This is a genomic window from Terrabacter aerolatus, from assembly GCF_007991735.1.
Classification (GTDB): domain Bacteria; phylum Actinomycetota; class Actinomycetes; order Actinomycetales; family Dermatophilaceae; genus Terrabacter; species Terrabacter aerolatus.
On record NZ_BJYX01000001.1, the window covers coordinates 199,620 to 222,275 of the forward strand.

Below are 22,656 nucleotides of genomic sequence, written 5' to 3' on the forward strand. Positions count from 1 at the left end.
CATGAGGATCGCCGCGAGCGTGTTCATCGGGATGGCCGCACTGCTGCACGCCTACATCTTCTGGATGGAGAGCGTCGGCTGGACCCGGCCCGAGGTGTGGAAGCGCTTCGGTGTCGCCGACCAGAGCGCGGCCGACGTGACCCGGTCGATGGCCTACAACCAGGGCTTCTACAACCTCTTCCTGGGTCTCGGCGCCGCCCTCGGCCTCGTGCTCTGGTGGGCCGGTCACGACACTGCCGGACGCACGCTCGCCCTCTTCTGCACCGGTTCGATGGTCGCCGCGGCGGCCGTGCTCGTCACGACCGGCCGCAGCTACCTGCGCGCGGCGCTGACGCAGGGAACGCTGCCGCTCGTCGGCTTCGTGCTGACGCTGCTCAGCTGACGTCGGCCCCGGCCTGCCGCACCCGGGCCGCGCCGACGACGAGGATGACGACCCCCACCGCCGCCGACCCCGACGCGAGCGCCGAGTAGCCGAGCGACCCGACGACGACCCCGGCGGCGACGCCTCCCCCGGCGCCGGCCAGTCCCATGAGCACGTCCGCGAGACCCTGCGTCGCGGGGCGCTCGTCCGTCGCGACGACCGACGTCAGCAGCGTCGAACCCGACACGAGCGTGCACGACCAGCCCACCCCGAGCAGAAAGAGGGCGACGAGCAGCAGCCCCGACCAGCCGGCCTGGGAGCGGGACGCGAGCAGCGAGGCGAGGGTGAGGACGACCCCGCCGGCCATCGCGACGGGAGGGGCTCCCCACCGGTCGACCGCGGCCCCGACGAGCGGGGACAGGGCGAACATGCCGAGGATGTGCACCGAGATGACGAAGCCGATGACCTCGAGCTCGGCATGCCCGTGCTGCATGTGGATCGGCGTCATGACCATGACGCTGACCATGACGAGGTGGCCCAGGGCCATGACGAGCATCGCCTGGAGGGCCCGCGGGTTGCGGCGCACGACGGCCAGGCCCCGCCGCATCGACCCGTCGTGGTTCGGCACGTCGTGGTCCGGGACGTCGTGGTTCGGGACGGCGGCGACCCCTCCGGACGTCGGGTCGGCGACGACGTCGGCCGACACCGCGCTCCGCTCGTCACGGTCGGCGGCGTCGAGGGCTCGCGCGGTGAGCAACGGGTCGGGTCGCAGCAGCCGGTCGACGACGAGCCACGCGAGCACGAAGCCGACGAGCGAGAAGACGAACGTCCCCGACAGCTCCGGAAGCCCCAGGGTGTGCGCCAGCGCCTTGCCCGGGCCGACGAGGTTCGGACCGGCGACGGAGCCGATGGTCGTGGCCCACACGACGATCGACAGGTCACGCCCACGGCGCGCGGGGGCGGCGAGGTCGGCGGCGGCATACCTCGTCTGGTTGTTGGCGGTCGTGCCGCCACCGAAGAGGAACATGCCGGCGACGAAGAGCGGGAACGACCGCACGACCGCGGCGACGAGCACGAGCGAGGCGCCGAGGAACGCCACGGCCAGCCCCCAGCGCAGCCCCACCCGCCGCCCCCGGGCCGCCGTCGCGCGCGCGACGGGGATCGTCAGCAGCGCGGTGCCGAGCACCTGTGCCGTCGTGCCGACTCCGGCTAGGGCCTCGGTGCCGCTGAGGTCCTCGGCGAGGAGGGCGCCGACGGCGATGCCGCACGCCATGCCGACGCCGCTGAGGATCTGCGAACCGACGAGCGTCCGGACGACCCTGCGCTGCAGGGCCGCCCGGTCGAGCTGAGCTGGAGCGAGGACCACCGGTCGCTCAGACGTGGCGACGTGAGGTGATGACGCGGAAGCGGTTCGCGACGAAGGCCGCGTCGGTGTAGGCGGCGTTCGCCGCCGGGTTGGCCCCGGTGCCGTGGAAGTCGGAGAAGGCCGCCGTCTGGTTGACGAAGATCTGGCCGGTGAGGTTCTCGGACAGGGCGACACCGCCCTCTGCAGCGGCATCGCGAGCCGCGTCGAGGACCGCCTCGCTCGTCGAGTAGACCGCGGCCGTCATCGCGCCGTGCTCGCGCACCGTGTCGGCGAGCTGGGCGAGCGACTGCTCCGTCGAGGCGGTGCGGATGAGGAAGCCGACCGGGCCGAAGCACTCCTGGGTGTAGACGTCCTCGCGGGCGACGTCGACGGCGACGAGGCCGGGCGCGCGCACGACGGCGTCGGGCCACGCCGGGTGCGGGACGCGGCGCGAGTCGAGGACGACGCGACCACCAGCATCCTCGGCGATCGAGGCGAGGGAGTCGGCGTTGGAGCGCACCTGGTCGTTGACGGTGGCGCCGAGCAGCTCGACCGCCTTGGCGTCGTCGCCCGTGAGCCGGCCGACGGCCGCGGCGAGACGGTCGCCGAGCTCGTCGAAGCCCAGGTGCCCCTCGTCGGTGTCGATGCCGCCCTCGGGGACGTAGACGTTCTGCGGCGCCGTGCACATCTGGCCCGAGTAGAGGGTGAGGCTGAAGGCGAGGTTGCCGAGCATCCCCCGCAGGTCGTCGGTCGAGTCGACGACGATCGAGTTGAGGCCGGCCTTCTCGGTGTAGACGAGCGTGCCGTGGGCGGCCGCCGACTCCTCCAGCCACGCACCGAAGGTCGGGCCGCCGGTGTAGTCGATGATGGCGACCTCGTCGCGCTCGGCGAGCGTCCTGGCCAGGCCCTGCCCGTCGGCCTCGGGCGCGAGCTGCACGAGGGCCGCGTCGAAGCCGGCCTCGACGAGCACCTCGCGCGCGACCTCGACGGAGATCGCGAGCGGCAGCACCGCGCGCGGGTGCGGCTTGACGACGACCGCGTTGCCCGTGACGAGCGAGGCGAAGATGCCGGGGTAGGCGTTCCACGTCGGGAAGGTGTTGCAGCCGATGACGAGCGCGACGCCGCGCGGGACGAGGCGGTAGTCCTTCTGCATCCTCGTCGGCGCGGGGTTGCCCTCGCGGTCGCGCCCCGGCTTCTCCCAGACGACCGACGTGGGCACGCGCTCCTGCTCGACGAGCCCCGCCGCGATGGCCTCGATCGCGCGGTCCTGCGCGTGCGGGCCGCCCGCCTGGAACGACATGACGAACGGCTGTCCCGACGTGTGCATGACGGCGTTGGCGATCTCGAAGCTGCGCCGGTTGATGCGGTCGACGATCTCGACGCACACCGCCGCCCGCACCTGGGGCCCCGCGTCACGCCAGGCCGGCATCGCCGCGCGCGCGGCCGCGAGACCGGCATCGACGTCGAGGGCCGGGTAGGTGACCCCGAGCGTCGGCCCGTAGGGCGAGACCTCGCTGCCGACGACCGAGCCGTCGGTCGGCTGGGTCGACAGGACGGCATACGCGGTGTTCAGGTGCGCCTCGTGCGCGGCCAGCCCGTCGGCGGCGGCGGACTCGCCGTACACGCGCGGGCTCGGCGACTCGGGGTAGCGGGAGTACCAGCCGCGGCTCGCGAGGGCCTGACGGATCTCGTCGAGGACTCCCGCGTGCGCGTCGAGCAGGGGGTGGGTGGGCGTCGTTGCCGGTGCAGTCACGGGTCGATGCTAGCCCCGGCGTTCCTCGGGGTCGTATGCCGTCAGGCCGCGCCGCGACGCCTCCCGACGCGCACGCGCGGCCCGGTAGCGGGCAGGATGGCGGGCATGGACACGGACGTCACCGAGCCCGACCACCCACGCCCCGAGACCGCCGACGACGCGTCGCCGTTCGGCCCGGTCGGGGTCATCGGCGCCGGCGCCATGGGAGCGGGCATCGCCCAGGTCGCCGCGACCGCCGGCCACGCCGTCACGCTCGTCGACGCCGCGCCGGGTGCCGCGGCGGGCGCCGTCGAGAAGATCAGCGCGGCCCTGTCCCGCCTCGTCGACAAGGGACGCCTCTCGACCGACGACGCGAGAGCGGTGCTGGAGCGGATCACCCCGGCCGAGGGCCTCGACGAGCTGCCCAACTGCGGGCTCGTCATCGAGGCCGTGCCCGAGGACCTCGAGCTCAAGCGGCGCATCTTCGCCGAGCTCGCCGACCGCCAGCCCTCGACGACGCTGCTCGCCACCAACACCTCGAGCATCGACATCGACGACATCGCCGCCGAGGTCGTCGACCCCGAGCGCGTGCTCGGGCTGCACTTCTTCAACCCGCCGCCCGTCATGCAGCTCGTCGAGGTCGTGCACGGGGACCGGACCGCCCAGGCCTTCGTCGAGCACGCGACGGCGCTCATGACGGCCTGGGGCAAGACGCCGGTGCGGTGCAGCTCGACCCCGGGCTTCATCGTCAACCGCGTCGCACGTCCCTTCTACGGCGAGGCCCAGCGCATCGTCGAGGAGGGCATCGCCGATGCCGCGACCGTCGACTGGGTGCTGCGCGAGAAGGGCGGCTTCCCGATGGGTCCCTTCGAGCTCACCGACTTCATCGGGCAGGACGTCAACCTCGCCGTCGGGACGTCGGTCTGGGAGCAGACCGGCCGGGACGAGCGCTACGCGCCGACGGCGCTCCAGCAGGGGCTCGTCGAGGCCGGCCGGCTCGGACGCAAGTCGGGTCGAGGGGTGTACCCGTATGCCGCCGACGGCTCGATCGACCGTTCGGTGGAGGGCGGCGAGCCCGACGTCGAGCTCGCCGAACGCCTCGTCGGCGGACCGGTCGCCACGGACCCGCTCGCCCGCACCCTCGCGATGCTCGTCAACGAGGCCGTCGACCTCGTCGCCCGCGGCGAGGCTGACGCCGCCGACGTCGACACGGCCATGCGGCTCGGCACCCGCTACCCGAAGGGACCGATCCAGTGGGGCCGGGAGATCGGCTTCGACGTCGTCGCCCGACAGGTCGCCGAGCTCGACGAGGTCCATCCGGGCGGGCGCTACCGGCCGAGCCCGGCCCTGACCGACGGGAGCCTCTCGTGAGCGAGACCCAGCTGCCCCCCGGCGGCGGAGACGGCGTCGACGGGTCCGACCCGGAGGCGGGCGTGGCCTTCGCCCGGCAGATGTGGGCCGACGACGAGGCCTCGCGCCGGCTCGGGATGGAGGCGGTCGTCGTCGAGCAGGACCACGCCGTCGTGCGGATGGGGATCCGCGACGACATGGTCAACGGTCACGCCATCTGCCATGGCGGCTACATCTTCACCCTGGCCGACTCGTGCTTCGCGCTCGCCTGCAACTCGCGGGGGCGCCTCACGGTGGCGGCCGGGGCCGACATCTCCTTCACCGCGCCGGGACGGCTCGGGGACGTGCTCGTCGCCGAGGGCCACGTGCGCTCGGCGTTCGGGCGCAGCGGGATCACCGACGTGACGGTCAGGCGGGAGTCCGACGGGCAGATCATCGCCGAGTTCCGCGGCCGCAGCCGCAGCCTCAAGCGCCCCTGACCCTCATCGTCGAGAGGCCACCGTTCGTCACGAACGGTGGCCTCTCGACGGTTGAGGAGCGTGTGTCGAGGTGGGTCAGCGGGCGCGGCGGCTGCCGGCACGGGTGCCGGCGGAGAACGACGCGGCGCTGCCGCTGCTGCTCGTCGAGTAGACCGTCGGGGAGCCACCGCGACGGCCCGAGCCGCCACCGTTGCCGGCGCCGCCCTGACGGCGACCACCGGTCTGGCCCTCACCCTGACCTCCGCGGCCACGGCCTGCGCCGGCACCCCGACCGCCGGTGCGACCGGCGCCGCGGGCGCCGCCGCCCTGCGCGTCCGAGCCCTGGTCGCCACGGCCTCGGCCGCGCCCACCCTCGCTCGGACGCTCGGCCGCCGGGCGACCGGAGCCGGCCCCACGACCAGCGGCCGGGGCACCGCCGGTGCCACGGCCACGACCGCGGGCACGACCGGAGCCCCCGGACGCCGAGTTCGAGCTCGAGCCCGAGCGGGCCGGGGCGTCCTCGCGGACGAGGCCGCCGGCATACGACCGCTCGCCAGGGGCGAGCTCGGTCAGGAGCGGGTGGCCGAGCTGGACGCGCGTCGTCGTCGGCTTGATGCCGGCCTTGCGGGTCAGGTCACGGACGTCGCGCACCTGCTCGTCGAGCATCATCGTGACGACGATGCCGTCGTTGCCGGCGCGGGCCGTGCGACCCGAACGGTGCAGGTAGGCCTTGTGCTCGACGGGCGGGTCGGCGTGGATGACGAGCGAGACGTCGTCGACGTGGATGCCGCGGGCGGCGATGTCGGTCGCGACGAGCGTCTGCGCGCGGCCCGAGTGGAAGTCGTCCATGTTGCGCGTGCGGGCACCCTGGCTGAGGTTGCCGTGCAGCTCGACGGCCGGAACTCCCGAGGCGTTGAGCTGCTTGGCGAGCTTCTTGGCCCGGTGCTTGGTGCGGGTGAAGACGACCTTGCGGCCCGGCGCCGCGGTGAGGTCGAGGATGACGGGCAGGTGCGAGCCGTTGTCGACGTGGAGCACGTGGTGGCTCATCGTCGAGACGGGCGACTGCGCCGAGTCGGCCTCGTGCGTCACCGGCTGGTGGAGGAACTTGTTGACGATGACGTTGATCGCACCGTCGAGCGTCGCCGAGAAGAGGAGTCGCTGGCCGTCGCGGGGCGTCTTCTCCATGATCCGGCGCACGCCGGGGAGGAAGCCGAGGTCGGCCATGTGGTCGGCCTCGTCGAGGATCGTGACCTCGACGCTGTCGAGGATGACGTGGCCCTGCTGCATGAGGTCCTCGAGGCGACCCGGGCAGGCGACGATGACGTCGACGCCGCCCCGCAGGCCCTGGACCTGCGGGTTCTGGCCGACGCCGCCGAAGATCGTCTGCGAGTTGAGGCCGAGCGCCTTGGCGAGCGGGGCCATCGCGGTGTCGATCTGCGTGACGAGCTCACGCGTCGGAGCGAGGATGAGGGCGCGCGGTCGGCGGGCCAGCCGGCTCCGACGCGACTGCGACAGCCGGGTCAGCAGCGGCAGCAGGAACGCGTACGTCTTGCCGGAGCCGGTGCGGCCACGGCCGAGGACGTCGCGCCCGGCGAGGGAGTCGGGCAGCGTCGCGGCCTGGATGGGGGTCGGTGTCGTGATGCCGAGACCGTCGAGGATCGTGACGAGGTCGGCGGGCACGCCGAGGACGGCGAAGTTCGTGTCAGTGGACACAGGTGGGTACTCCAAAAAGTGGAAGCGGTCGTTCTGCCCGGCGCGACGTCCTCGTCTGTGAGGTGTCGCGGCGCAAGAGCGAATCGACGGGGCCGGCGACACTCCGCCAGGCCAAGAAGAAACGGCCCGAGGCAGAACTGGGCGGGCCGCTGCATCCCATGGTACCCGAGAGCTCCCGATGCCCTGCACGGGGGCGAGGTCGATGGATCTTCGGCACCTTTGGGACAGACCGGCGCAAAGCCCTGCGCCGATCCTCAAAAACCTATGACGCACGCCACAGCCGTTCCCTACCGTCGATGGCACGACGTCGTTGGGACGCCGCGAGAGCGCAGGGATCTCCCGCTCTCGAGGATGACAAGGGGACAACACCATGACGATCACCATCCGTGCCATCACTGCTGCCGTCGCCGCGTGCACGACAGCCACCGCGCTGGCCGCCGTCACAGCGGCCGACGCCTCCGCCCACCCTCTCGGGTCCGCCCCGGGTCACTCGCCGAAAGTCTTGAACAGCAAGGTCATTGCGCCTTTCGGCATGTCCGTCTCGGGCCAGGACGTCTGGTACACCGACGGATTCGTCGGAACCGTCAACAAGATCTCGAAGGGGAAGGACACCGTCGTCACCACCGGACCGCAGTCCGAGGTCGCCGGCATCGACGTCATCCAGGGAGGGAGGACCTTCGCCTTCACGTCGTCGAACGACGACCACAGCGCCACGACGCTGACGATCCGCACCCAGGGCCGTCCGGACGTCGTCGCCGACCTCAGCGGCTACGAGAGCCGGGCGAACCCCGACGGCGGCGCCACCTATGGCGTCGTCTCGGGTGGGACGTCCTGCGCGCCCGGTGAGCTCGATGCCTTCTTCCAGAACGCCTTCCAGCTGCCCGCGACCTACCGCGGCCACGTCGACTCGCACCCGTATGCCGTCGCCTACCTCGGTGACGGGTCGTGGGCCGTCGCTGACGCCGGAGGCAACGACGTCCTGCGCGTCGACCGTCACGGCCACGTGTCGACGATCGCCGTGCTGCCCCCGCAGCCCGTCACCCTCTCGGCGGCACAGGTCGCCGGACTGGGCGCACCGTCCTGCCTGGCCGGCGCCACCTACAACTTCGAGGCGGTGCCCACCGACGTCGAGCGAGGCGAGGACGGCCGGCTGTGGGTCTCGACGCTCCCCGGCGGCCCCGAGGACCCGAGCCTCGGCGCGCGAGGCTCGGTCTACACCGTCAACCCCTGGAAGCACTCGGTCAACCGCGTGGCGACCGGCTTCCTCGGCGCGACCGACCTCGCCGTGGGTGACGACGGCTCGGTCTACGTCGCAGAGCTGTTCGCCGGCAAGGTCACCCGGCTGAAGCACGGCCGGACCTCGACCGTCGTCACGACCGAACGGCCGCTCTCGGTGGAGGTCAAGGGCCGGTCGCTCTACGTCGGCACCCTGGCCGACGTGTCGTTCGGCCCGAGCGGGCCGGTCGTCAACGCACCCGGCAGCATCACCCGCTACCGACTCTGAGGACGGCGGACGCCCCGGGCGAGGCCGCCCGGGGCGTCGCTGTGTGCCCGCTAACGGTTCGGTCGCATCCGTGGGAACTCGCAGGGAAAGGTGGCAGGATCTGCGCATCAGGAGCCGCACCGCCGCGCCTGTTCCATGGACGACCTGCTTGCCCCGGAAGGACCCTTTTGATGCGTCGCACGTCCCTCTTCACCGTCACCGGCCTCGTCGCCGCCGGTCTGGCCCTCTCGGCCTGCGGCTCCAACTCCCTGTCGGGTGGCGGCTCCCCGGCCGGCACCGCCGCCGCTCCGACCAACCAGACCTCCGACGCAGCTCTCATGGGCAAGCTCCCCGCCAAGATCAAGTCCGCGGGCAAGATCATCGTCGGCGTCGACACGAGCTACCCGCCCAACGAGTTCCTCGGCACCGACGGCAAGACCGCCGAGGGCATGGACATCGACCTCTTCCAGGCAGTGGCGCGCAAGTTCGGCGTGCAGGCGGAGTTCCAGACCGCGTCCTTCGACTCGATCATCCTCGGCGTCAGCAGCGGCAAGTACGACGTCGGCGTCTCGAGCTTCACGATCAACCCCGACCGCAAGAAGCAGGTCGACATGGTCAGCTACTACTCGGCCGGCACGCTGTGGGGCGTGCCCAAGGGCAACCCCAAGAAGGTCGACCCCGACAACGCCTGCGGCCTCAACGTCGGCGTGCAGAAGGGCACGACCCAGGTCGACGACCTCACCGCCCGGAGCAAGAAGTGCACCGCCGCGGGCAAGCCCGCGATCAACCAGATCGTCGAGGACCTCCAGGTGAAGGTCAACGCCGACCTCGCCAGCGGCAAGGTCGACGCCATGGCAGCGGACTCCCCGGTCACGGCCTACGCCGTGAAGCAGACCAACGGCGCCGTCGAGACGGTCGGCAAGCCCTACGACACCGCGCCCTACGGCTACGTCGTGCCCAAGAGCGAGAGTGACTTCGCCGCGGCCATGGTCGACGCGCTCAAGGCCCTCGACACCTCGGGCGACTACACGAAGATCCTCACCAAGTGGAACGTCCAGGACGGCGCCATCCACGACTTCGCCGTCAACCCGTGACGGTGACCCACGTGACCGACCAGTCGACGACGGAGCGGCCGGGGCTCATCGACGCCCGGCCGGTCCGGCACCCGTGGCGGTGGGTGGCGGTTGCCGTCATCCTCGTCATGATCGCGATGATCATCAGCTCGTTCCTGACGAACGACCGGTGGGACTTCAGCCTCGCGGGCCAGATCATGATCCAGCAGCCGGTCATCGACGGCCTGCTCAAGGGCACCATCCTGGGCACCGTGGGATCGATGGTCATCGGCGTCGTGCTGGGCATCGTCATCGCGGTGATGCGCATCTCGAGCAACCCGGTGCTGCGCGGGGTGTCCTTCGTCTACACGTGGTTCTTCCGGGCGATCCCCCGCTACGTGCTGCTCGTGATCATCGGCAGCGGCATCGGCTACCTCTACAACACGCTCGACATCGGGGTTCCCTTCGGCCAGCAGATCGCCAGCCTGCTCGGGCTGAGCAGCGACCTCACCATCGGGTCGCTCAACGTCAACGGCATCACCGGCTCGATCGTCGGCGGCATCATCGGTCTGGGCCTGTCCGAGGCCGCCTACATGGCCGAGATCGCCCGGTCCGGGATCCTCTCGGTCGATCCCGGACAGCGCGAGGCCGCGCAGGCGCTCGGCATGAGCAACGGCAAGCTGATGCGGCGCATCGTGCTGCCCCAGGCCATGCGCGTCATCGTGCCGCCCACCGGCAACGAGACGATCGCCATGGTCAAGGACACCTCGCTGCTCATCGCGATTCCCGTCATCGCCGAGCTCAACTACCAGACCGGCGCGATCGCCAACCGGATCTTCAAGATCATGCCCGGCCTCGTCGCCTCGACCGCGTGGTACCTCATCATCTGCTCGATCCTCATGGTCGGGCAGTTCTACCTGGAGCGCTACTTCGGTCGAGGGTTCGGACAGCAGCGCCCCAAGACCAGGCGCTTCGCGCGCCCTGCCGGGGCGGGAGGAGCCTGATGACCGAGACCACACCGTCGACGTCGGCACGACCGCGCGCCGGCAGCGAGCAGCCGCTCGTCCGCGCGCTCAACGTCATGAAGAGCTTCCACGGCAACGAGGTGCTCAAGGGCATCGACCTCGAGGTGCACCGCGGCGAGGTCGTCTGCCTGCTCGGCCCGTCCGGGTCGGGCAAGACCACCTTCCTGCGCTGCATCAACCAGCTCGAGTCGATCGACGGCGGACGCATCTGGGTCGACGGCGACCTCGTCGGCTACCGCGCCGAGGGCGAGCACCTGCACCACCTGACCGACAAGCAGGTCGCGGCCCAGCGCCGCAACATCGGGATGGTCTTCCAGCGGTTCAACCTCTTCCCGCACAAGACGGCCATCGAGAACGTCATGGAGGCGCCGGTCCAGGTCAAGGGCGTCGACAAGAAGGCTGCGCGCCAGCACGCCGAGGAGCTGCTCGCCCAGGTCGGGCTCGCGGACAAGGCCGCCGCCTACCCCGGCGCCCTCTCCGGTGGCCAGCAGCAGCGCGTGGCCATCGCCCGGGCGCTGGCGATGGACCCGAAGCTCATGCTCTTCGACGAGCCGACGTCCGCGCTCGACCCGGAGCTCGTCGGCGAGGTGCTTCGCGTCATGCGGGACCTCGCCTCCGCGGGCATGACGATGATCGTCGTGACGCACGAGATGGGGTTTGCGCGAGAGGTCGCCGACCACGTCGTCTTCATGGATGCGGGCGTCGTCTGCGAGCAGGGCGCTCCGAAGGACGTCATCGGCAACCCGCAGCAGGACCGTACGCGCAGCTTCCTGCGCCGCATGCGGTCCGAGCACGACGAGGCGCGCGCCGACGCCGCCGGGACCTGACCGACTCCCACCCGCCCCTCTTCGGCAACACACCGGGCAACTGCCAACGCCTGCGGCTACAACCGCAGGCGTTGGCGTCTGCTCGGTGTGTTGCGGGGAGGGGCGCGGGCACAATGGGGGCCATGACGACGGAGTCAGCCGCCACCCGCCCAGCCGACCAGCCCACCGAATCGGGTCTGCCGGGCCTGCCGGACCTGCCGGACCTGCCGGACCACGGGATCCCGACCATGACGGTCGAGGAGCTGCGGGGCACCCAGCTCGAGCGTCTCCGGCGGACGGTGCGAACGGCATACGACAACGTCCCGCACTACCGGGAAGCGTTCGACGCCAAGGGATTCCACCCCGATGACCTGACGTCGCTCGACGACGTGAGCCGTATGCCGTTCACGACCAAGGCGGACCTGCGCGCCAACTACCCCTTCGGGATGTTCGCCGTCCCGCGGGAGCAGGTCGTACGCGTGCACGCGAGCTCCGGGACGACCGGACGTCCCACGGTGGTGGGCTACACCAAGGCCGACATCGACACGTGGGCCGACCTCATGGCGCGCTCGATCCGGCTGGCCGGCGGCCGCCCGGGCGACATCGTCCACGTCGCCTACGGCTACGGCCTCTTCACCGGCGGTCTCGGAGCGCACTACGGCGTCGAACGCCTCGGCGCCACCGTGGTGCCGGTCAGCGGCGGCATGACCGAGCGGCAGGTGCAGCTCATCCGGGACTTCGAGCCCCGCGTCATCATGGTGACGCCGAGCTACTTCCTCAGCCTGCTCGACCAGATGGAGAGCGAGGGCATCGACCCGGCCGCGACGAGCCTGCAGGTCGGGATCTTCGGCGCGGAGCCGTGGACCGAGTCGATGCGCCAGGAGATCGAGCGCCGCACCGGCATGGACGCCGTCGACATCTACGGCCTGTCGGAGGTCATGGGACCGGGCGTCGCGCAGGAGGCGGCGTCGACCAAGGACGGGCTGCACATCTGGGAGGACCACTTCTACCCTGAGGTCATCGACCCGGTCACCGAGGAGGTCCTCCCCGACGGCGAGGTCGGAGAGCTCGTCTTCACGTCGCTGACGAAGCAGGCGATGCCCGTGATCCGTTATCGCACGAGGGATCTCACGCGACTGCTGCCCGGCACGGCCGTCCCGACGATGCGGCGGATGGAGAAGATCACCGGCCGCACCGACGACATGATGATCATCCGGGGCGTCAACGTCTTCCCGACGCAGATCGAGGAGCACGTGCTCGCCGAGCCGCGGTTGTCGCCCTACTTCCAGTGCGTGCTGACCCAGCCGGGCCGGATGGTCGAGCTGACCGTGCTCGTCGAACCGCTGTCCCGGCTCGACGACGACGCCGCCGGCGAGATCGCCCGCACCCTCCAGCACGCGATCAAGACGCACATCGGGACGACCTGCCGCGTCGAGGTCCGGGCACCCGGCTCGATCGAGCGGTCCATCGGCAAGGCGCGCCGCATCGTCGACGAGCGCCCGCGGGGCTGATCGCCGCGCCCGCCCCCGGTGAACTCGCGTATGCCGTCTCGCGCCGTTTCGCGCCCCGGTGCGCTCACCCGGTGCTTGACTCGGGATCACAGGATCCTCCGAACGAGTGGGGCACGACGATGGCATCGATGGCGAGCCGTCTCTGGAAGACGGCGAACACGGTTGCGGTCTGGGTCTATCGGCGCACGGGCGGGAAGGTCGGCGGCACGGCCAAGGGCTGCCCGGTGCTCCTCCTCACCGTGCCGGGCCGCTCGTCCGGACGCCCGCACACCGTGCCCGTCGGCTACGTGATGCACGACGGCAGCTACTACCTCGCCGCGTCCGCCGGGGGCCGGCCCAAGGAGCCCCAGTGGATCCGCAACCTCCGCGCTGCGACGGGGGCGACGATCGAGGTCGGGCGGGAGCGCCGGTCGGTCGCGGTCGAGGTGCTTCGGGGCGCCGACCGGGACACGGCCTGGAACGAGGTCGTCGTCGCGCGGCACCCGTTCTTCGCCGACTACGAGACGAAGGCTCACCGCACGATCGCCGTCGCGCGCCTCACGCCGACGACCTGACTCCACCGAGCGCCGAGCGCCGAGCGGCGCGCGGTGCCGTGTCGAACGGCGAGCGGCGCGGCGCCGCGTCGAGCGCGTGCGGCGCGGCGTCGTCAGGCGACGCGCGAGAGCACGACCCAGCCCTGCGCCACCTGGCTGGTCGCCTCGGCGACGGTGAGCTCCCCCGAGGAGGGCGTCAGGGCGGGCAGGTCGAGCGAGGCCTCCGTGCCGTCGCAGGGCACGGTGAAGCTGGCGACGGGCTCACCGGGTGCCGGCTGCGACGGCGCGCCCTCGACGGCTCCAGCGGTCCCGGGACCGAGGACCTCGACGACGAGGGCGCCTCCGGCCGTCAGCGACAGGCAGCGTCCGGTCAACCGGTGACGCTGCCCCGCGCGCGTGACGGAGCGCGTGTCCTTCGACCCGTCCCAGAACAGGCCCTCCGCGTTGCGGACCACGATGCGCGACAGCTCGTCCTTCGTGACCTCCGGCGGCCTCAAGACCTCGGAGGTGCCGCCTCCGTCGGGGACCGGGGTCATGCTCGGCTGCTCGGCCGTCGGGCGTGGGGCCTCGCCCGTGTCGCTCGTGCAGGCTCCCGCCACGCCGGCGATGACCATCGCTGCGACCAGCGCGACGATCCGTCGCGGTTCGATCCCCCAGCTCGTCAACGTCATGTGCATCGCCCCTCGTCCCGATCCCGGGCCCCGGCGCCCGGTGGCAGCACGGTACCGCCGCGGGGCCGCCCGCGGCCGGGACGGCGAGCCGTCAGAGCGGTATCAGCGACAGCGGTCGGGGCTCTGAGACGTGAGAGCAGCCCGCCCTCACCACCGCCCCGCCCGACCTGAGGAGCACGTCATGGGCATCCCTCCGCACGCCGCACGCCTCGCCGGAGCCTGGGCCACGAGGACCGCACAGATCGACGCGCAGCCGGCCCCGCAGCCGGTCCCGCAGTCGGCCACACGGCCGACCGCAGGGCCGACCACGGAGCCCTCGCCGCAGCCGGCCGTGACCGGGACCCGTCCGCGTCGGCGCGACCGGTCGCCGCGACTGGCTCCCGCCCGGCTCCTGCACCCGCTGCACCGGGCCGTCACACCCGTGCGCGAGGACGCCCAGAGCCCGCTCGCCGGCTCGCCCGCCCGGCACGCCTGACCGGGGCACACGGCATACGCCCGCGTCAGCGGTCGCTCTGGGCGCGGCGCACGATCTCGACCGCCGCCGCGTCGGCGACACCCGCCTCACGGGCGGCCACGACGAAGCGCGACGCCAGCGCCGCGAGCGCCGCCTCGGCGGCATGGGCACCCGAGGCCACGACGGTGCCGGCTCGGCCACGGGTCTCGACGAGCCCTGCGGCCTCGAGCTCCTTGTACGCGCGCGCGACGGTGTTGGCCGCCAGGCCGAGCCCGGTGGCGAGCCCCCGGACGGTGGGCAGCCGGTCGCCGGGGACGAGGCGTCCCGAGCGGACAAGCGCCTCGACCTGCGCGCGCACCTGCTCGAAGGGCGGCTCGTGGGAGGCGGGGTCGACGGCGACGTCCAGTTGGGTCACCCGGTGAGTAAGGCAGCGGGACGTCCCCGTGTCAACGTCGCCCGTCGCGTGAGCGGCATCACGCCCATCCCTCGACAGCTCGGTCGTCGACTCCGGGACCACCCGCTAGCATCTACTACGTCATGTAGTTTTGGTGCGACCCTCGCGGAGCCCCCATGGATGCAACGGACCTGGCACGGTGGCAGTTCGCCATCACCACCGTGTACCACTTCCTCTTCGTGCCGATCACGATCGGCATGTCCCTCATCGTCGCCGTCTTCCACACCGCCTGGGTGCGCACGCACAACCCGGAGTGGATGAGGCTGGCCAAGTTCTTCGGCAAGCTCTTCCTCATCAACTTCGCGCTGGGACTCGTCACCGGCATCGTGCAGGAGTTCCAGTTCGGGATGAACTGGAGCGACTACTCGCGCTTCGTCGGTGACATCTTCGGCGCCCCGCTCGCCATCGAGGCGCTGCTCGCCTTCTTCCTCGAGTCGACCTTCCTCGGCCTGTGGATCTTCGGCTGGGGTCGGCTCCCCGAGAAGCTGCACGCGACGACGATGTGGCTCGTGCACATCGGCACCGTGCTCTCGGCCTACTTCATCCTCACCGCCAACTCCTTCATGCAGCACCCCGTCGGCTACCGGTTCAACCCGGTGAGCGGCCGCGCCGAGCTGACCGACTTCTTCGCGGTGCTGACCAACAAGGTCCAGCTCGTCACGTTCCCCCACGTCGTGCTCTCGGCCTACATGGCCGGCGCCGGTGTCGTCATGGGCGTCGGCCTCTGGCTCATGCGCCGCGAGGCCAGGCGCGCCCTCGACGACGCGCAGGACGTCGGCCGCACCGACGCCCCGATGTACCGCCGGGCCACGCGCATCGGCGCGGTCTTCGCCCTCGTCGCGGCCGTCGGCGTCATCGTCTCCGGCGACATGCAGGGCAAGATCATGACCGAGGTGCAGCCGATGAAGATGGCCGCGGCCGAGGCGCTCTACGACTCGGTCCCCGCCGGGCAGGGAGCACCCTTCTCCGTGCTGACGATCGGCTCGCTCGACGGGTCGCACGCCAACGCCCTCATCGAGGTCCCCGGCCTGCTCAGCTTCCTCGCGACGGGTGACTTCAAGGGCGCCGTCAAGGGCATCAACGACCTCAAGGCCGAGTACGCCCAGACCTACGGCGCCAGCGGCAACCCGCGCGTCGCCGACGTGGCCACGGCCTTCGTCCCCAACATCCCGACCACCTACTGGTCGTTCCGTCTCATGATCGGGCTCGGCATGGCGACGGTGGGCATCGCGCTCGCCGTCCTGTGGCTGACCCGCAGGGGGCGCACCCCGACGTCGAGGTGGCTGGCGTATGCCGCCGTGGCCGCTCCGCTCCTTCCCGTCTTCGCCAACAGCTTCGGCTGGATCTTCACCGAGGTGGGCCGGCAGCCCTGGCTCGTCTTCGGCCTCATGACGACGGCCCACGGTGTCTCGCCGAGCGTCTCGATGGGCGAGGTCATCACCTCGATGGTCGTCTTCACGCTCCTCTACGGGGCGCTGGCCGTCGTCGAGGTCAAGCTCTTCCTGCACTACGTCCGCAAGGGGGCCGAGCCCTTCGAGGAGCCACAGGACCCCGCCGACCGGGACGAGGACGCACCTCTCGTCTTCGCCTACTGAGAAGGGCTGAGCTGCCATGGATCTCGCCACCTTCTGGTTCATCGTCCTCGGCGTCCTCTGGACGGGATACCTCGTCCTCGAGGGCTTCGACTTCGGCGTCGGCATGCTGCTGCCGGTCCTCGGCGGCAGGCGCTACGCCTCCCACGACGCCGACGCGGAGAAGCGCCGCCGCGTCCTGCTCAACACCATCGGCCCGGTCTGGGACGGCAACGAGGTATGGGTGCTCACCGCCGGCGGTGCCACCTTCGCGGCCTTCCCGCACTGGTACGCAACGCTGTTCAGCGGTTTCTACCTGCCGCTCCTGCTCATCCTCGTGGCGCTCATCGTGCGCAACCTCGGCTTCGAGTACCGGCACAAGCGCGCCGAAGCCCGGTGGAAGGCGCGCTGGGACCAAGCGATCTTCTGGGGCTCGCTCGTGCCCGCGCTGCTCTGGGGCGTGGCCCTGACGAACATCGTGCGCGGTGTGCCGATCGACGCCGACAAGGAGTTCACGGGCAACCTCTTCACCCTGCTCAACCCGGCGGGCCTGCTCGGTGGCCTCGTCTTCGTGACGCTCTTCCTCACGCACGGCGCCATCTTCGTGGCGCTCAAGACCGACGGGACGATCCGCCACGAGGCGCGCCAGATCGCCGAGCGCGTCGGGGTGGTCGCGGCGGTGCTCGCCGTGGCGCTGCTGCTCTGGATCGGCTTCACCGACGGCAAGGTCGCCTCGTGGATCACGACCGTCGTGGCCGCCGTCGCCCTCCTCGGAGGCCTCGCGGCCAACCGAGCCGGTCGCGAGGGCTGGGCGTTCATCGGAACGGCCGTCACCATCGCCATGGCCGTGGCGACGTACTTCCTCGTGCTCTTCCCCGACGTCATGCCGAGCTCGACGAACCCGGCCTGGAGCCTCACGATCGCCAACGCCTCGAGCACCGACTACACGCTCAAGGTCATGACGATCGTGGCCCTGGTCTTCACGCCGATCGTGCTGCTCTACCAGGGCTGGACGTACTGGGTCTTCCGGAAGCGCCTCACCGTCAAGCACATTCCCGAGGACGTGCCCCTCGAGAAGGTGCCGCACTGACGTCACGTCCCAGGCCCGGACACCGCCGACCCAGCAGGGAGCACCGACCCTCGTGAAGCCCTTCGACCCGCGACTCCTCCGGGCGGTCCCCGCCGCCAGGAGGCCCGTCGCCGTCCTCGCCGGCACCGGCATCGCCGCCGGCCTGACGACGATCGCGACGGCGTTCGCCCTGTCGGCCGTCGTCGTGGCGGTCGTCGAGGGGCACGACCTCACCGCTCCCCTCGTCCGGCTGCTCGCCCTCTTCGCGGTGCGGGCCGTGCTCGCGGCCGTGACGGAGTGGGTGGCCGCGTGGGCCGGCGTCTCGGTGTCGTCGGCCCTGCGGGCGACGCTCCTGCGGCGGTGGGGCTCGGTCGACGCCGACGCGCGCCTCGAGCCGGGCGCTGCCGTGTCGCTCGCCACCGCCGGCACGGCAGCCGTCGAGCCGTATGCCGCCCGCTTCCTCCCGACGCTCGTCACCGCCGCCGTCGTGCCGGTGCTCGCCATCGCGACGCTCGTCGTCGTCGACTGGCCGAGTGCGCTCGTCGTCGTGCTGACGCTGCCGCTCCTGCCCGTCTTCGCCGCTCTCATCGGCACGGCGACGGCCGAGTCGACCGAGCGCCGGTGGGTGGCGCTCGCGGCGCTGTCGGGCCACTTCCTCGACGTCGTCCGCGGTCTGCCGACCCTCGTCACCTACGGCCGGGCACGCCGTCAGGTGACCACCGTGCGCGAGGTCAGCGACCGGCACCGGCGCGCGACGATGGAGACGCTGCGCATCGCGTTCCTGTCGTCCGCGGCGCTCGAGCTGCTCGCCACGATCTCCGTGGCGATCGTCGCCGTCACGGTGGGCCTGCGCCTCTCGACCGGCTCGATGGCCCTCGGGCCCGCGCTCGTCGCCATCCTGCTCGCGCCCGAGGCCTACTGGCCCGTCCGCCGGGTGGGCGCGGAGTACCACGCGGCCGCCGACGGCGCCGTGGCCCTCGACGCGATCCTCGCCCAGCTGGAGCCGACCCCGACCCGAGCCCCGAGCTCCTCCCCCGCAGGGGACGCCGCCTCGCGAGGAGGACGTGCGGCGGAACGGGGCGAGGTCGGGCGCGTTCGGCTCAGCGGCGTGACGTACGCGTATGCCGGGTCGCCCGTCCCGGTCATCCGTGACCTCGACCTCGTGGCCGGGCCCGGGCTCACCGTCGTGACCGGCCCCTCGGGGGTCGGCAAGTCGACGCTCCTCGACCTCGTCGCCGGTCTGCGGCGGCCGGTGACCGGCACCATCGAGGCCCCCGCTTCGCACTACGTGACGCAGCGCCCCTTCCTCGCGACCGGCTCCGTGCGCTCGGCCCTGACGATCGGCCACCCCGCCACCGACGACCAGCTGTGGGAGGCGCTCCGGGCGGTCGAGGTCGACGGCGTCGTCGCCGCCCTGCCGGGCGGCCTGTCCGCCGACCTGGGCGACGACGGCTTCGGACTGTCCGCCGGCCAGCGACAGCGCCTGGCCCTGGCCCGCGCCTGGCTGGCGCCCGAGACGCTGCTCCTGCTCGACGAGCCCACCGCCCACCTCGACCCCGAGGGCGCCGAGCACGTGGCGGCCGTCGTCGCCGAGCTCGCCGAGCGTCGGGTCGTCGTCGCCGTGACCCACCGCGACGAGCTGCTCGCCCACGCCGACCACCACCTCGTCCTCGGCGACGCCCGGTCCGAGGTGGTGCCGGTGCCCGGGACCCCGCCGGCATCACCTCGAACCGCGGCACGGGACGCCGCCGGAGAGGAGCTCGACCGATGAGCACCGCAGCCACCCCTTCCGGATCCCCAGCCGACACCCCTGGCCGCACCCCGGTCGCCGTGGTCCCGGAGCCGACGCCGCCGACGTCACGTCGGACCGCCGCGCCGAACCGGCGCGTCTGGTGGCCCTCGGCCGGCACCCTCCGCGGCGGCCTGCTCGGCGGCATCGCCACGGCCTCGGGCATGGCCCTGACCGCCACCTCCGGCTGGCTCATCGTCCGCGCCTCCGAGCGGCCCGTCATCCTCACCCTCCTCACCGCCATCGTCGCGGTCCGGGCCTTCGGCATGGCACGACCGGCCTTCCGCTACTGGGAGCGGCTCACGAGCCACGACGCGGCCCTGCGACTGCTCGCGGAGCGGCGCACGACCGCCTACGAGGCGCTCATCCCGTTGACGCCGGCCCGGCTCGGCCGACGGCGCCGCGCCGACGTGCTGACGGGGGTCGTCGACGACCTCACCGACGTCGTCGACGCCCAGGTGCGGGTCACCGTCCCCGTCATCTCGACGGCGGTCGCCGGCGGCATCGTCATCGCCCTGACCCTGGTGCTCGCGCTGCCGGTCGGTCTCGTGCTGCTCGCTCTCGGGGTCGTCGTGTGCCTCGTCAGCGGCCTGGCCGTCCACCTCGAGTCCCGCTCCCTCCCGGAGCTGCTCGCCGCCCGAGCCGAGGTGACCCGCATCAGCGAGCTCATGGCGAGCCAGGCCGGCGAGCTGCGCGCCGTCGGCGGCTGGGCGACCGCGCTCGGCTGGCTCGAGCACGCCCACGCCTCGCTCGACCGGGTCACCCGACGCATCAGCACCGGCCGGGCGACCGCGGCCTCGCTCTTCCTCGTGGCGGTGGGCGCCGCCGTCGCCGTCACCGCGGTCATCGCGCAGGGCCTGCCCGTCTCGACCCCCGTCAAGGCACTGCTCGTGCTGACACCCGTCGCGGTCTCCGAGGCGATCACGCCCCTCGTCGACGCCATGCGGGCGCTCGCCAGGGCCCGCGGCAGCGAGCGCCGCATCGAGGCCCTCCTCGACCTGGCCCCGGCCGTCACCGTCCCGCGTGCCGACCCTGCCGGCCGCACCGCCATGGCCGACCCCGCCGGCCATGTCGACGACGAGACGTCGGGCGCCCGACCCGGGCACCCGGCATACGCCGGCTGTGACCTCGAGACGCGAGGGCTCACCGCCTCGTGGACGGGGACGCACACCGACCTGACCGCCACCGACCTCGACGTGCCCGCCGGCAGCCGGATCGCGGTCACCGGGCCCAACGGCAGCGGCAAGTCGACGCTCCTCGCCGTCCTCGCCCGTCACCTCGACCCGAGCGGCGGCACCTACCGGCTCGGTGGCAGCGACGCCCTCGACCAGCCACTCGAGCGGACGCGGGCCCGGATCGCCGTCGTCGACGACGAGACGCACGTCTTCGCGACCACGTTGAGGGGCAACCTCGTGCTCGCGCGGCCCGACGCCGACGACGACGCCGTCGAGGACGCCCTCCGCGCCGCGGGCCTCAGCGCGCTCCTCGGCGAGCTCCCCGACGGTCTCGACACCCCGCTGGGGCCGTCCGGCCGCGGCCTGTCCGGTGGCGAGCGGGCCCGGCTCGGCATCGCGCGCGCCCACGTCAGCGGGCGCCCCGTCGTGCTGCTCGACGAGCCCGTCGCCCACCTCGACCCGCCGACGGCGAGGGCGGTCGTCGAGGACCTGACACGACGCACGGCCGCACCGGGTACGAACCGTGTGACGGGCACCGACCTGCCCGGTCAGACGATCATCATGGTGACCCACCGCGACGACGGCGCCGACCTGTTCGACCGTGTCGTCGAGGTGCGCCGCCCCCCGTCGGGGACGATGTCCCCCGGCACCGCACCACACCAGACAGCCCCGGGCCCCCACCCGGACGACCACCAGCACGAACCCGACCAGCCACGTCGGTAGATTGGACGCACCATGCCCACCACTCCCCGCAACCGCCTCGGTGACCTCGAGCGCGTCGTCATGGAGGAGCTCTGGACCACCGCCGACGCCCACCCCGAGGGGCGCACCGTGCGTGAGGTCCACGACGTCATCGGGGTCGACCGCGGACTCGCCTACACGACCCTCATGACCGTCCTCGACCGGATGGCCAAGAAGGATCTCGTCCGCCGTGAGCGCGACGGCCGCGCCTGGCGCTACACCGCCGCCTCGACCCGCGCCGAGCTGACGTCCGAGTCGCTCCACCACACCCTCGGCGAGCTCGCCGGCGACAAGCGCCGCACCGCGCTGCTGCACTTCCTCGACGAGTCGACGCCCGAGGAGATCGACGAGCTCAAGGCCGCTCTCGCCGAGCTCGAGGCCCGGCGCCCCGACCTGGCCGGCTGACCCGGGCCACGAGCCTCCGCACCGGACCCGTGCTCCTCGTCGCGGCCCTCGTCGTCCTCGCGATCCTGCTCGCGTGGCCGGTCCCGCGAGCCCTCGCCCGGGCGACGGCGCTGCGACGCGCTCCCCGAGCCGCCCTCGTGCTCTGGCAGTCGACGGCCGTCGCGGCCGTGCTGGCCGCCCTGCTCGCCGCCCCGGCCGCGATCCCGCTCCTCGTCGGGCGGCAGGTGCGGCTCTCGGAGCACTGGGTCGTGCTCGTCGTCGCCGCGGCGACGAGCGGGGTCGTCGCCGTACGGCTGCTGCTGTCGGGAGACCGGGTCGGGCGCAACCTCAGGGCCGCGCGTCGCCGCCACCGTGACCTCGTCGACCTGCTCGGGGTCCCGGGCGAGGGTGCCGACCGGCACATGCGCGTGCTCGAGCACACGACACCGACGGCCTACTGCGTGCCCGGCGTGCGCCGCCGCGTCGTGCTGACGCAGGGCACCCTCGACCGTCTGGGCCCCCGCGAGCTGTCGGCGGTCCTGGCGCACGAGCGGGCCCACCTCAGCGCGCGGCACGACCTCGTCATGGAGTTCTTCACCGTCGTCCACGAGGCGATGCCCGGCTTCCTGCGCTGCGACGCGGCGCTCCGCGAGGTGCACCTGCTCATCGAGGTGCTCGCCGACCGCGCCGCGGTGCGCCACGCCGGGCCGGTCAGCACGGGGCGCGCCATCGTCGCCATGGCCGGCGGCCCCAAGCCCGCGGGCGCCATGGCGATGGCCGACAGCACCCGCGTCGCCACCGCGCGGATCGGCCTGCTCGACGCCGAGCGGATCGGCGGGCTGCCGCTGCCCGTCGTGGCCGCGGGGATGTATGCCGTGTCGGTCCTCCTCGTGGCCGCGCCCCTCGCGCTCTACTCCGCCGCGATGGCCGAGCTGACGCTCGTCTGAGTCGCCGTCACGAGCGACCCTGACCGCCCTCG

The 22,656-nt window shown here is 72.4% G+C and carries 21 protein-coding genes; 16 read left to right on the top strand and 5 right to left on the bottom strand.

Features of this window, described 5'->3' with window-relative positions; all coding sequences use genetic code 11:
* Position 1 precedes the first annotated feature (1 nt).
* Positions 2–382 (top strand): DUF1304 domain-containing protein, encoded by a 381-nt coding sequence (locus TAE01_RS00980; protein WP_147062481.1) that lies wholly within the window; start codon positions 2–4, stop codon positions 380–382.
* On the opposite strand, the gene TAE01_RS00985 is transcribed toward TAE01_RS00980, so the two are convergent.
* Together TAE01_RS00985 and paaN are read right to left on the bottom strand one after the other, a co-directional pair.
* Complete coding sequence (locus TAE01_RS00985; RefSeq protein WP_147062483.1) at positions 375–1,727, bottom strand: MFS transporter; 1,353 nt, start codon at positions 1,725–1,727, stop codon at positions 375–377. The genes TAE01_RS00980 and TAE01_RS00985 overlap by 8 nt on opposite strands.
* Positions 1,728–1,734: 7 nt before the next feature.
* The gene (gene paaN / locus TAE01_RS00990) at positions 1,735–3,459 is read right to left on the bottom strand and encodes a phenylacetic acid degradation protein PaaN (RefSeq protein ID WP_147062485.1); all 1,725 of its coding nucleotides are present in this window, start codon (positions 3,457–3,459) and stop codon (positions 1,735–1,737) included.
* Between the two features lie 105 nt (positions 3,460–3,564).
* Here paaN and TAE01_RS00995 point away from each other — a divergent pair, with 105 nt between their 5' ends.
* Both TAE01_RS00995 and paaI read left to right on the top strand, forming a co-directional pair.
* Positions 3,565–4,809 (top strand): FAD-dependent oxidoreductase, encoded by a 1,245-nt coding sequence (locus TAE01_RS00995; RefSeq protein WP_147062487.1) that lies wholly within the window; start codon positions 3,565–3,567, stop codon positions 4,807–4,809.
* Positions 4,806–5,267 (top strand): hydroxyphenylacetyl-CoA thioesterase PaaI, encoded by a 462-nt coding sequence (gene paaI, locus TAE01_RS01000; RefSeq protein ID WP_222594024.1) that lies wholly within the window; start codon positions 4,806–4,808, stop codon positions 5,265–5,267. The genes TAE01_RS00995 and paaI overlap by 4 nt, the downstream gene beginning before the upstream one ends.
* Positions 5,268–5,342: 75 nt before the next feature.
* Here the strand turns inward: paaI and TAE01_RS01005 are convergent, their stop codons facing one another.
* Entirely contained in the window at positions 5,343–6,959 is a 1,617-nt protein-coding gene (locus tag TAE01_RS01005) for a DEAD/DEAH box helicase (protein WP_147062489.1), read from the bottom strand.
* A 370-nt stretch (positions 6,960–7,329) separates the two neighbouring features.
* On the opposite strand from TAE01_RS01005, the gene TAE01_RS01010 reads away from it, so the two are divergent.
* From TAE01_RS01010 to TAE01_RS01035, 6 genes are all read left to right on the top strand, one after another.
* On the top strand, positions 7,330–8,463 hold the full coding sequence (locus tag TAE01_RS01010; RefSeq protein WP_147062491.1) for a ScyD/ScyE family protein: 1,134 nt from the start codon (positions 7,330–7,332) through the stop codon (positions 8,461–8,463).
* Between the two features lie 170 nt (positions 8,464–8,633).
* The gene (locus tag TAE01_RS01015) at positions 8,634–9,536 is read left to right on the top strand and encodes an ABC transporter substrate-binding protein (protein ID WP_147062493.1); all 903 of its coding nucleotides are present in this window, start codon (positions 8,634–8,636) and stop codon (positions 9,534–9,536) included.
* Between the two features lie 11 nt (positions 9,537–9,547).
* Positions 9,548–10,498: an amino acid ABC transporter permease gene (locus tag TAE01_RS01020; protein ID WP_147062495.1), complete on the top strand. Its 951-nt coding sequence runs from the start codon at positions 9,548–9,550 to the stop codon at positions 10,496–10,498.
* Complete coding sequence (locus tag TAE01_RS01025; RefSeq protein WP_147062497.1) at positions 10,498–11,346, top strand: amino acid ABC transporter ATP-binding protein; 849 nt, start codon at positions 10,498–10,500, stop codon at positions 11,344–11,346. Before TAE01_RS01020 ends, TAE01_RS01025 begins: the two co-directional genes overlap by 1 nt.
* A 122-nt stretch (positions 11,347–11,468) precedes the next feature.
* Complete coding sequence (gene paaK, locus TAE01_RS01030; protein ID WP_222594025.1) at positions 11,469–12,836, top strand: phenylacetate--CoA ligase PaaK; 1,368 nt, start codon at positions 11,469–11,471, stop codon at positions 12,834–12,836.
* A gap of 128 nt (positions 12,837–12,964) precedes the next feature.
* Entirely contained in the window at positions 12,965–13,390 is a 426-nt protein-coding gene (locus TAE01_RS01035; protein ID WP_186814987.1) for a nitroreductase/quinone reductase family protein, read from the top strand.
* Positions 13,391–13,482: 92 nt separating this feature from the next.
* Here the strand turns inward: TAE01_RS01035 and TAE01_RS01040 are convergent, their stop codons facing one another.
* Entirely contained in the window at positions 13,483–14,040 is a 558-nt protein-coding gene (locus TAE01_RS01040) for a hypothetical protein (RefSeq protein ID WP_147062501.1), read from the bottom strand.
* Positions 14,041–14,221: 181 nt separating this feature from the next.
* On the opposite strand from TAE01_RS01040, the gene TAE01_RS01045 reads away from it, so the two are divergent.
* A complete protein-coding gene (locus TAE01_RS01045; RefSeq protein WP_147062503.1) occupies positions 14,222–14,515 on the top strand; it encodes a hypothetical protein in 294 nt (97 codons plus the stop codon).
* Between the two features lie 25 nt (positions 14,516–14,540).
* Here the strand turns inward: TAE01_RS01045 and TAE01_RS01050 are convergent, their stop codons facing one another.
* Complete coding sequence (locus TAE01_RS01050; RefSeq protein WP_147062505.1) at positions 14,541–14,909, bottom strand: GntR family transcriptional regulator; 369 nt, start codon at positions 14,907–14,909, stop codon at positions 14,541–14,543.
* A 155-nt stretch (positions 14,910–15,064) separates the two neighbouring features.
* Between TAE01_RS01050 and TAE01_RS01055 the strand changes: the two genes are divergently transcribed.
* Genes TAE01_RS01055 through TAE01_RS01080 form a run of 6 tightly spaced genes read left to right on the top strand, consistent with a single transcriptional unit; the run spans position 15,065 to position 22,624 of the window.
* A complete protein-coding gene (locus TAE01_RS01055; RefSeq protein WP_147062507.1) occupies positions 15,065–16,543 on the top strand; it encodes a cytochrome ubiquinol oxidase subunit I in 1,479 nt (492 codons plus the stop codon).
* A 16-nt stretch (positions 16,544–16,559) separates the two neighbouring features.
* On the top strand, positions 16,560–17,609 hold the full coding sequence (gene cydB / locus TAE01_RS01060) for a cytochrome d ubiquinol oxidase subunit II (RefSeq protein WP_147062509.1): 1,050 nt from the start codon (positions 16,560–16,562) through the stop codon (positions 17,607–17,609).
* A 52-nt stretch (positions 17,610–17,661) separates the two neighbouring features.
* A complete protein-coding gene (gene cydD / locus TAE01_RS01065) occupies positions 17,662–19,359 on the top strand; it encodes a thiol reductant ABC exporter subunit CydD (RefSeq protein ID WP_147062511.1) in 1,698 nt (565 codons plus the stop codon).
* Positions 19,356–21,275, top strand: a complete 1,920-nt coding sequence (gene cydC, locus TAE01_RS01070) for a thiol reductant ABC exporter subunit CydC (RefSeq protein ID WP_147062513.1) — start codon at positions 19,356–19,358, stop codon at positions 21,273–21,275. The genes cydD and cydC overlap by 4 nt, the downstream gene beginning before the upstream one ends.
* A gap of 12 nt (positions 21,276–21,287) precedes the next feature.
* Entirely contained in the window at positions 21,288–21,698 is a 411-nt protein-coding gene (locus TAE01_RS01075; RefSeq protein WP_147062515.1) for a BlaI/MecI/CopY family transcriptional regulator, read from the top strand.
* A 29-nt stretch (positions 21,699–21,727) separates the two neighbouring features.
* Positions 21,728–22,624, top strand: coding sequence for a M56 family metallopeptidase (locus TAE01_RS01080; protein WP_147062517.1), 897 nt, complete (start codon positions 21,728–21,730; stop codon positions 22,622–22,624).
* The last annotated feature ends 32 nt before the right edge of the window (positions 22,625–22,656 follow it).

Coding starts and splice junctions, on each gene's coding strand:
- TAE01_RS00980 (WP_147062481.1), top strand. CDS start 2: ATGAGGATCGCCGCGAGCGTGTTCATCGGGATGGCCGCACTGCTGCAC.
- TAE01_RS00995 (WP_147062487.1), top strand. CDS start 3,565: ATGGACACGGACGTCACCGAGCCCGACCACCCACGCCCCGAGACCGCC.
- TAE01_RS01010 (WP_147062491.1), top strand. CDS start 7,330: ATGACGATCACCATCCGTGCCATCACTGCTGCCGTCGCCGCGTGCACG.
- TAE01_RS01015 (WP_147062493.1), top strand. CDS start 8,634: ATGCGTCGCACGTCCCTCTTCACCGTCACCGGCCTCGTCGCCGCCGGT.
- TAE01_RS01025 (WP_147062497.1), top strand. CDS start 10,498: ATGACCGAGACCACACCGTCGACGTCGGCACGACCGCGCGCCGGCAGC.
- paaK (WP_222594025.1), top strand. CDS start 11,469: ATGACGACGGAGTCAGCCGCCACCCGCCCAGCCGACCAGCCCACCGAA.
- TAE01_RS01035 (WP_186814987.1), top strand. CDS start 12,965: ATGGCGAGCCGTCTCTGGAAGACGGCGAACACGGTTGCGGTCTGGGTC.
- TAE01_RS01040 (WP_147062501.1), bottom strand. CDS start 14,040: ATGACGTTGACGAGCTGGGGGATCGAACCGCGACGGATCGTCGCGCTG.
- TAE01_RS01045 (WP_147062503.1), top strand. CDS start 14,222: ATGGGCATCCCTCCGCACGCCGCACGCCTCGCCGGAGCCTGGGCCACG.
- TAE01_RS01055 (WP_147062507.1), top strand. CDS start 15,065: ATGGATGCAACGGACCTGGCACGGTGGCAGTTCGCCATCACCACCGTG.
- cydB (WP_147062509.1), top strand. CDS start 16,560: ATGGATCTCGCCACCTTCTGGTTCATCGTCCTCGGCGTCCTCTGGACG.
- cydC (WP_147062513.1), top strand. CDS start 19,356: ATGAGCACCGCAGCCACCCCTTCCGGATCCCCAGCCGACACCCCTGGC.
- TAE01_RS01075 (WP_147062515.1), top strand. CDS start 21,288: ATGCCCACCACTCCCCGCAACCGCCTCGGTGACCTCGAGCGCGTCGTC.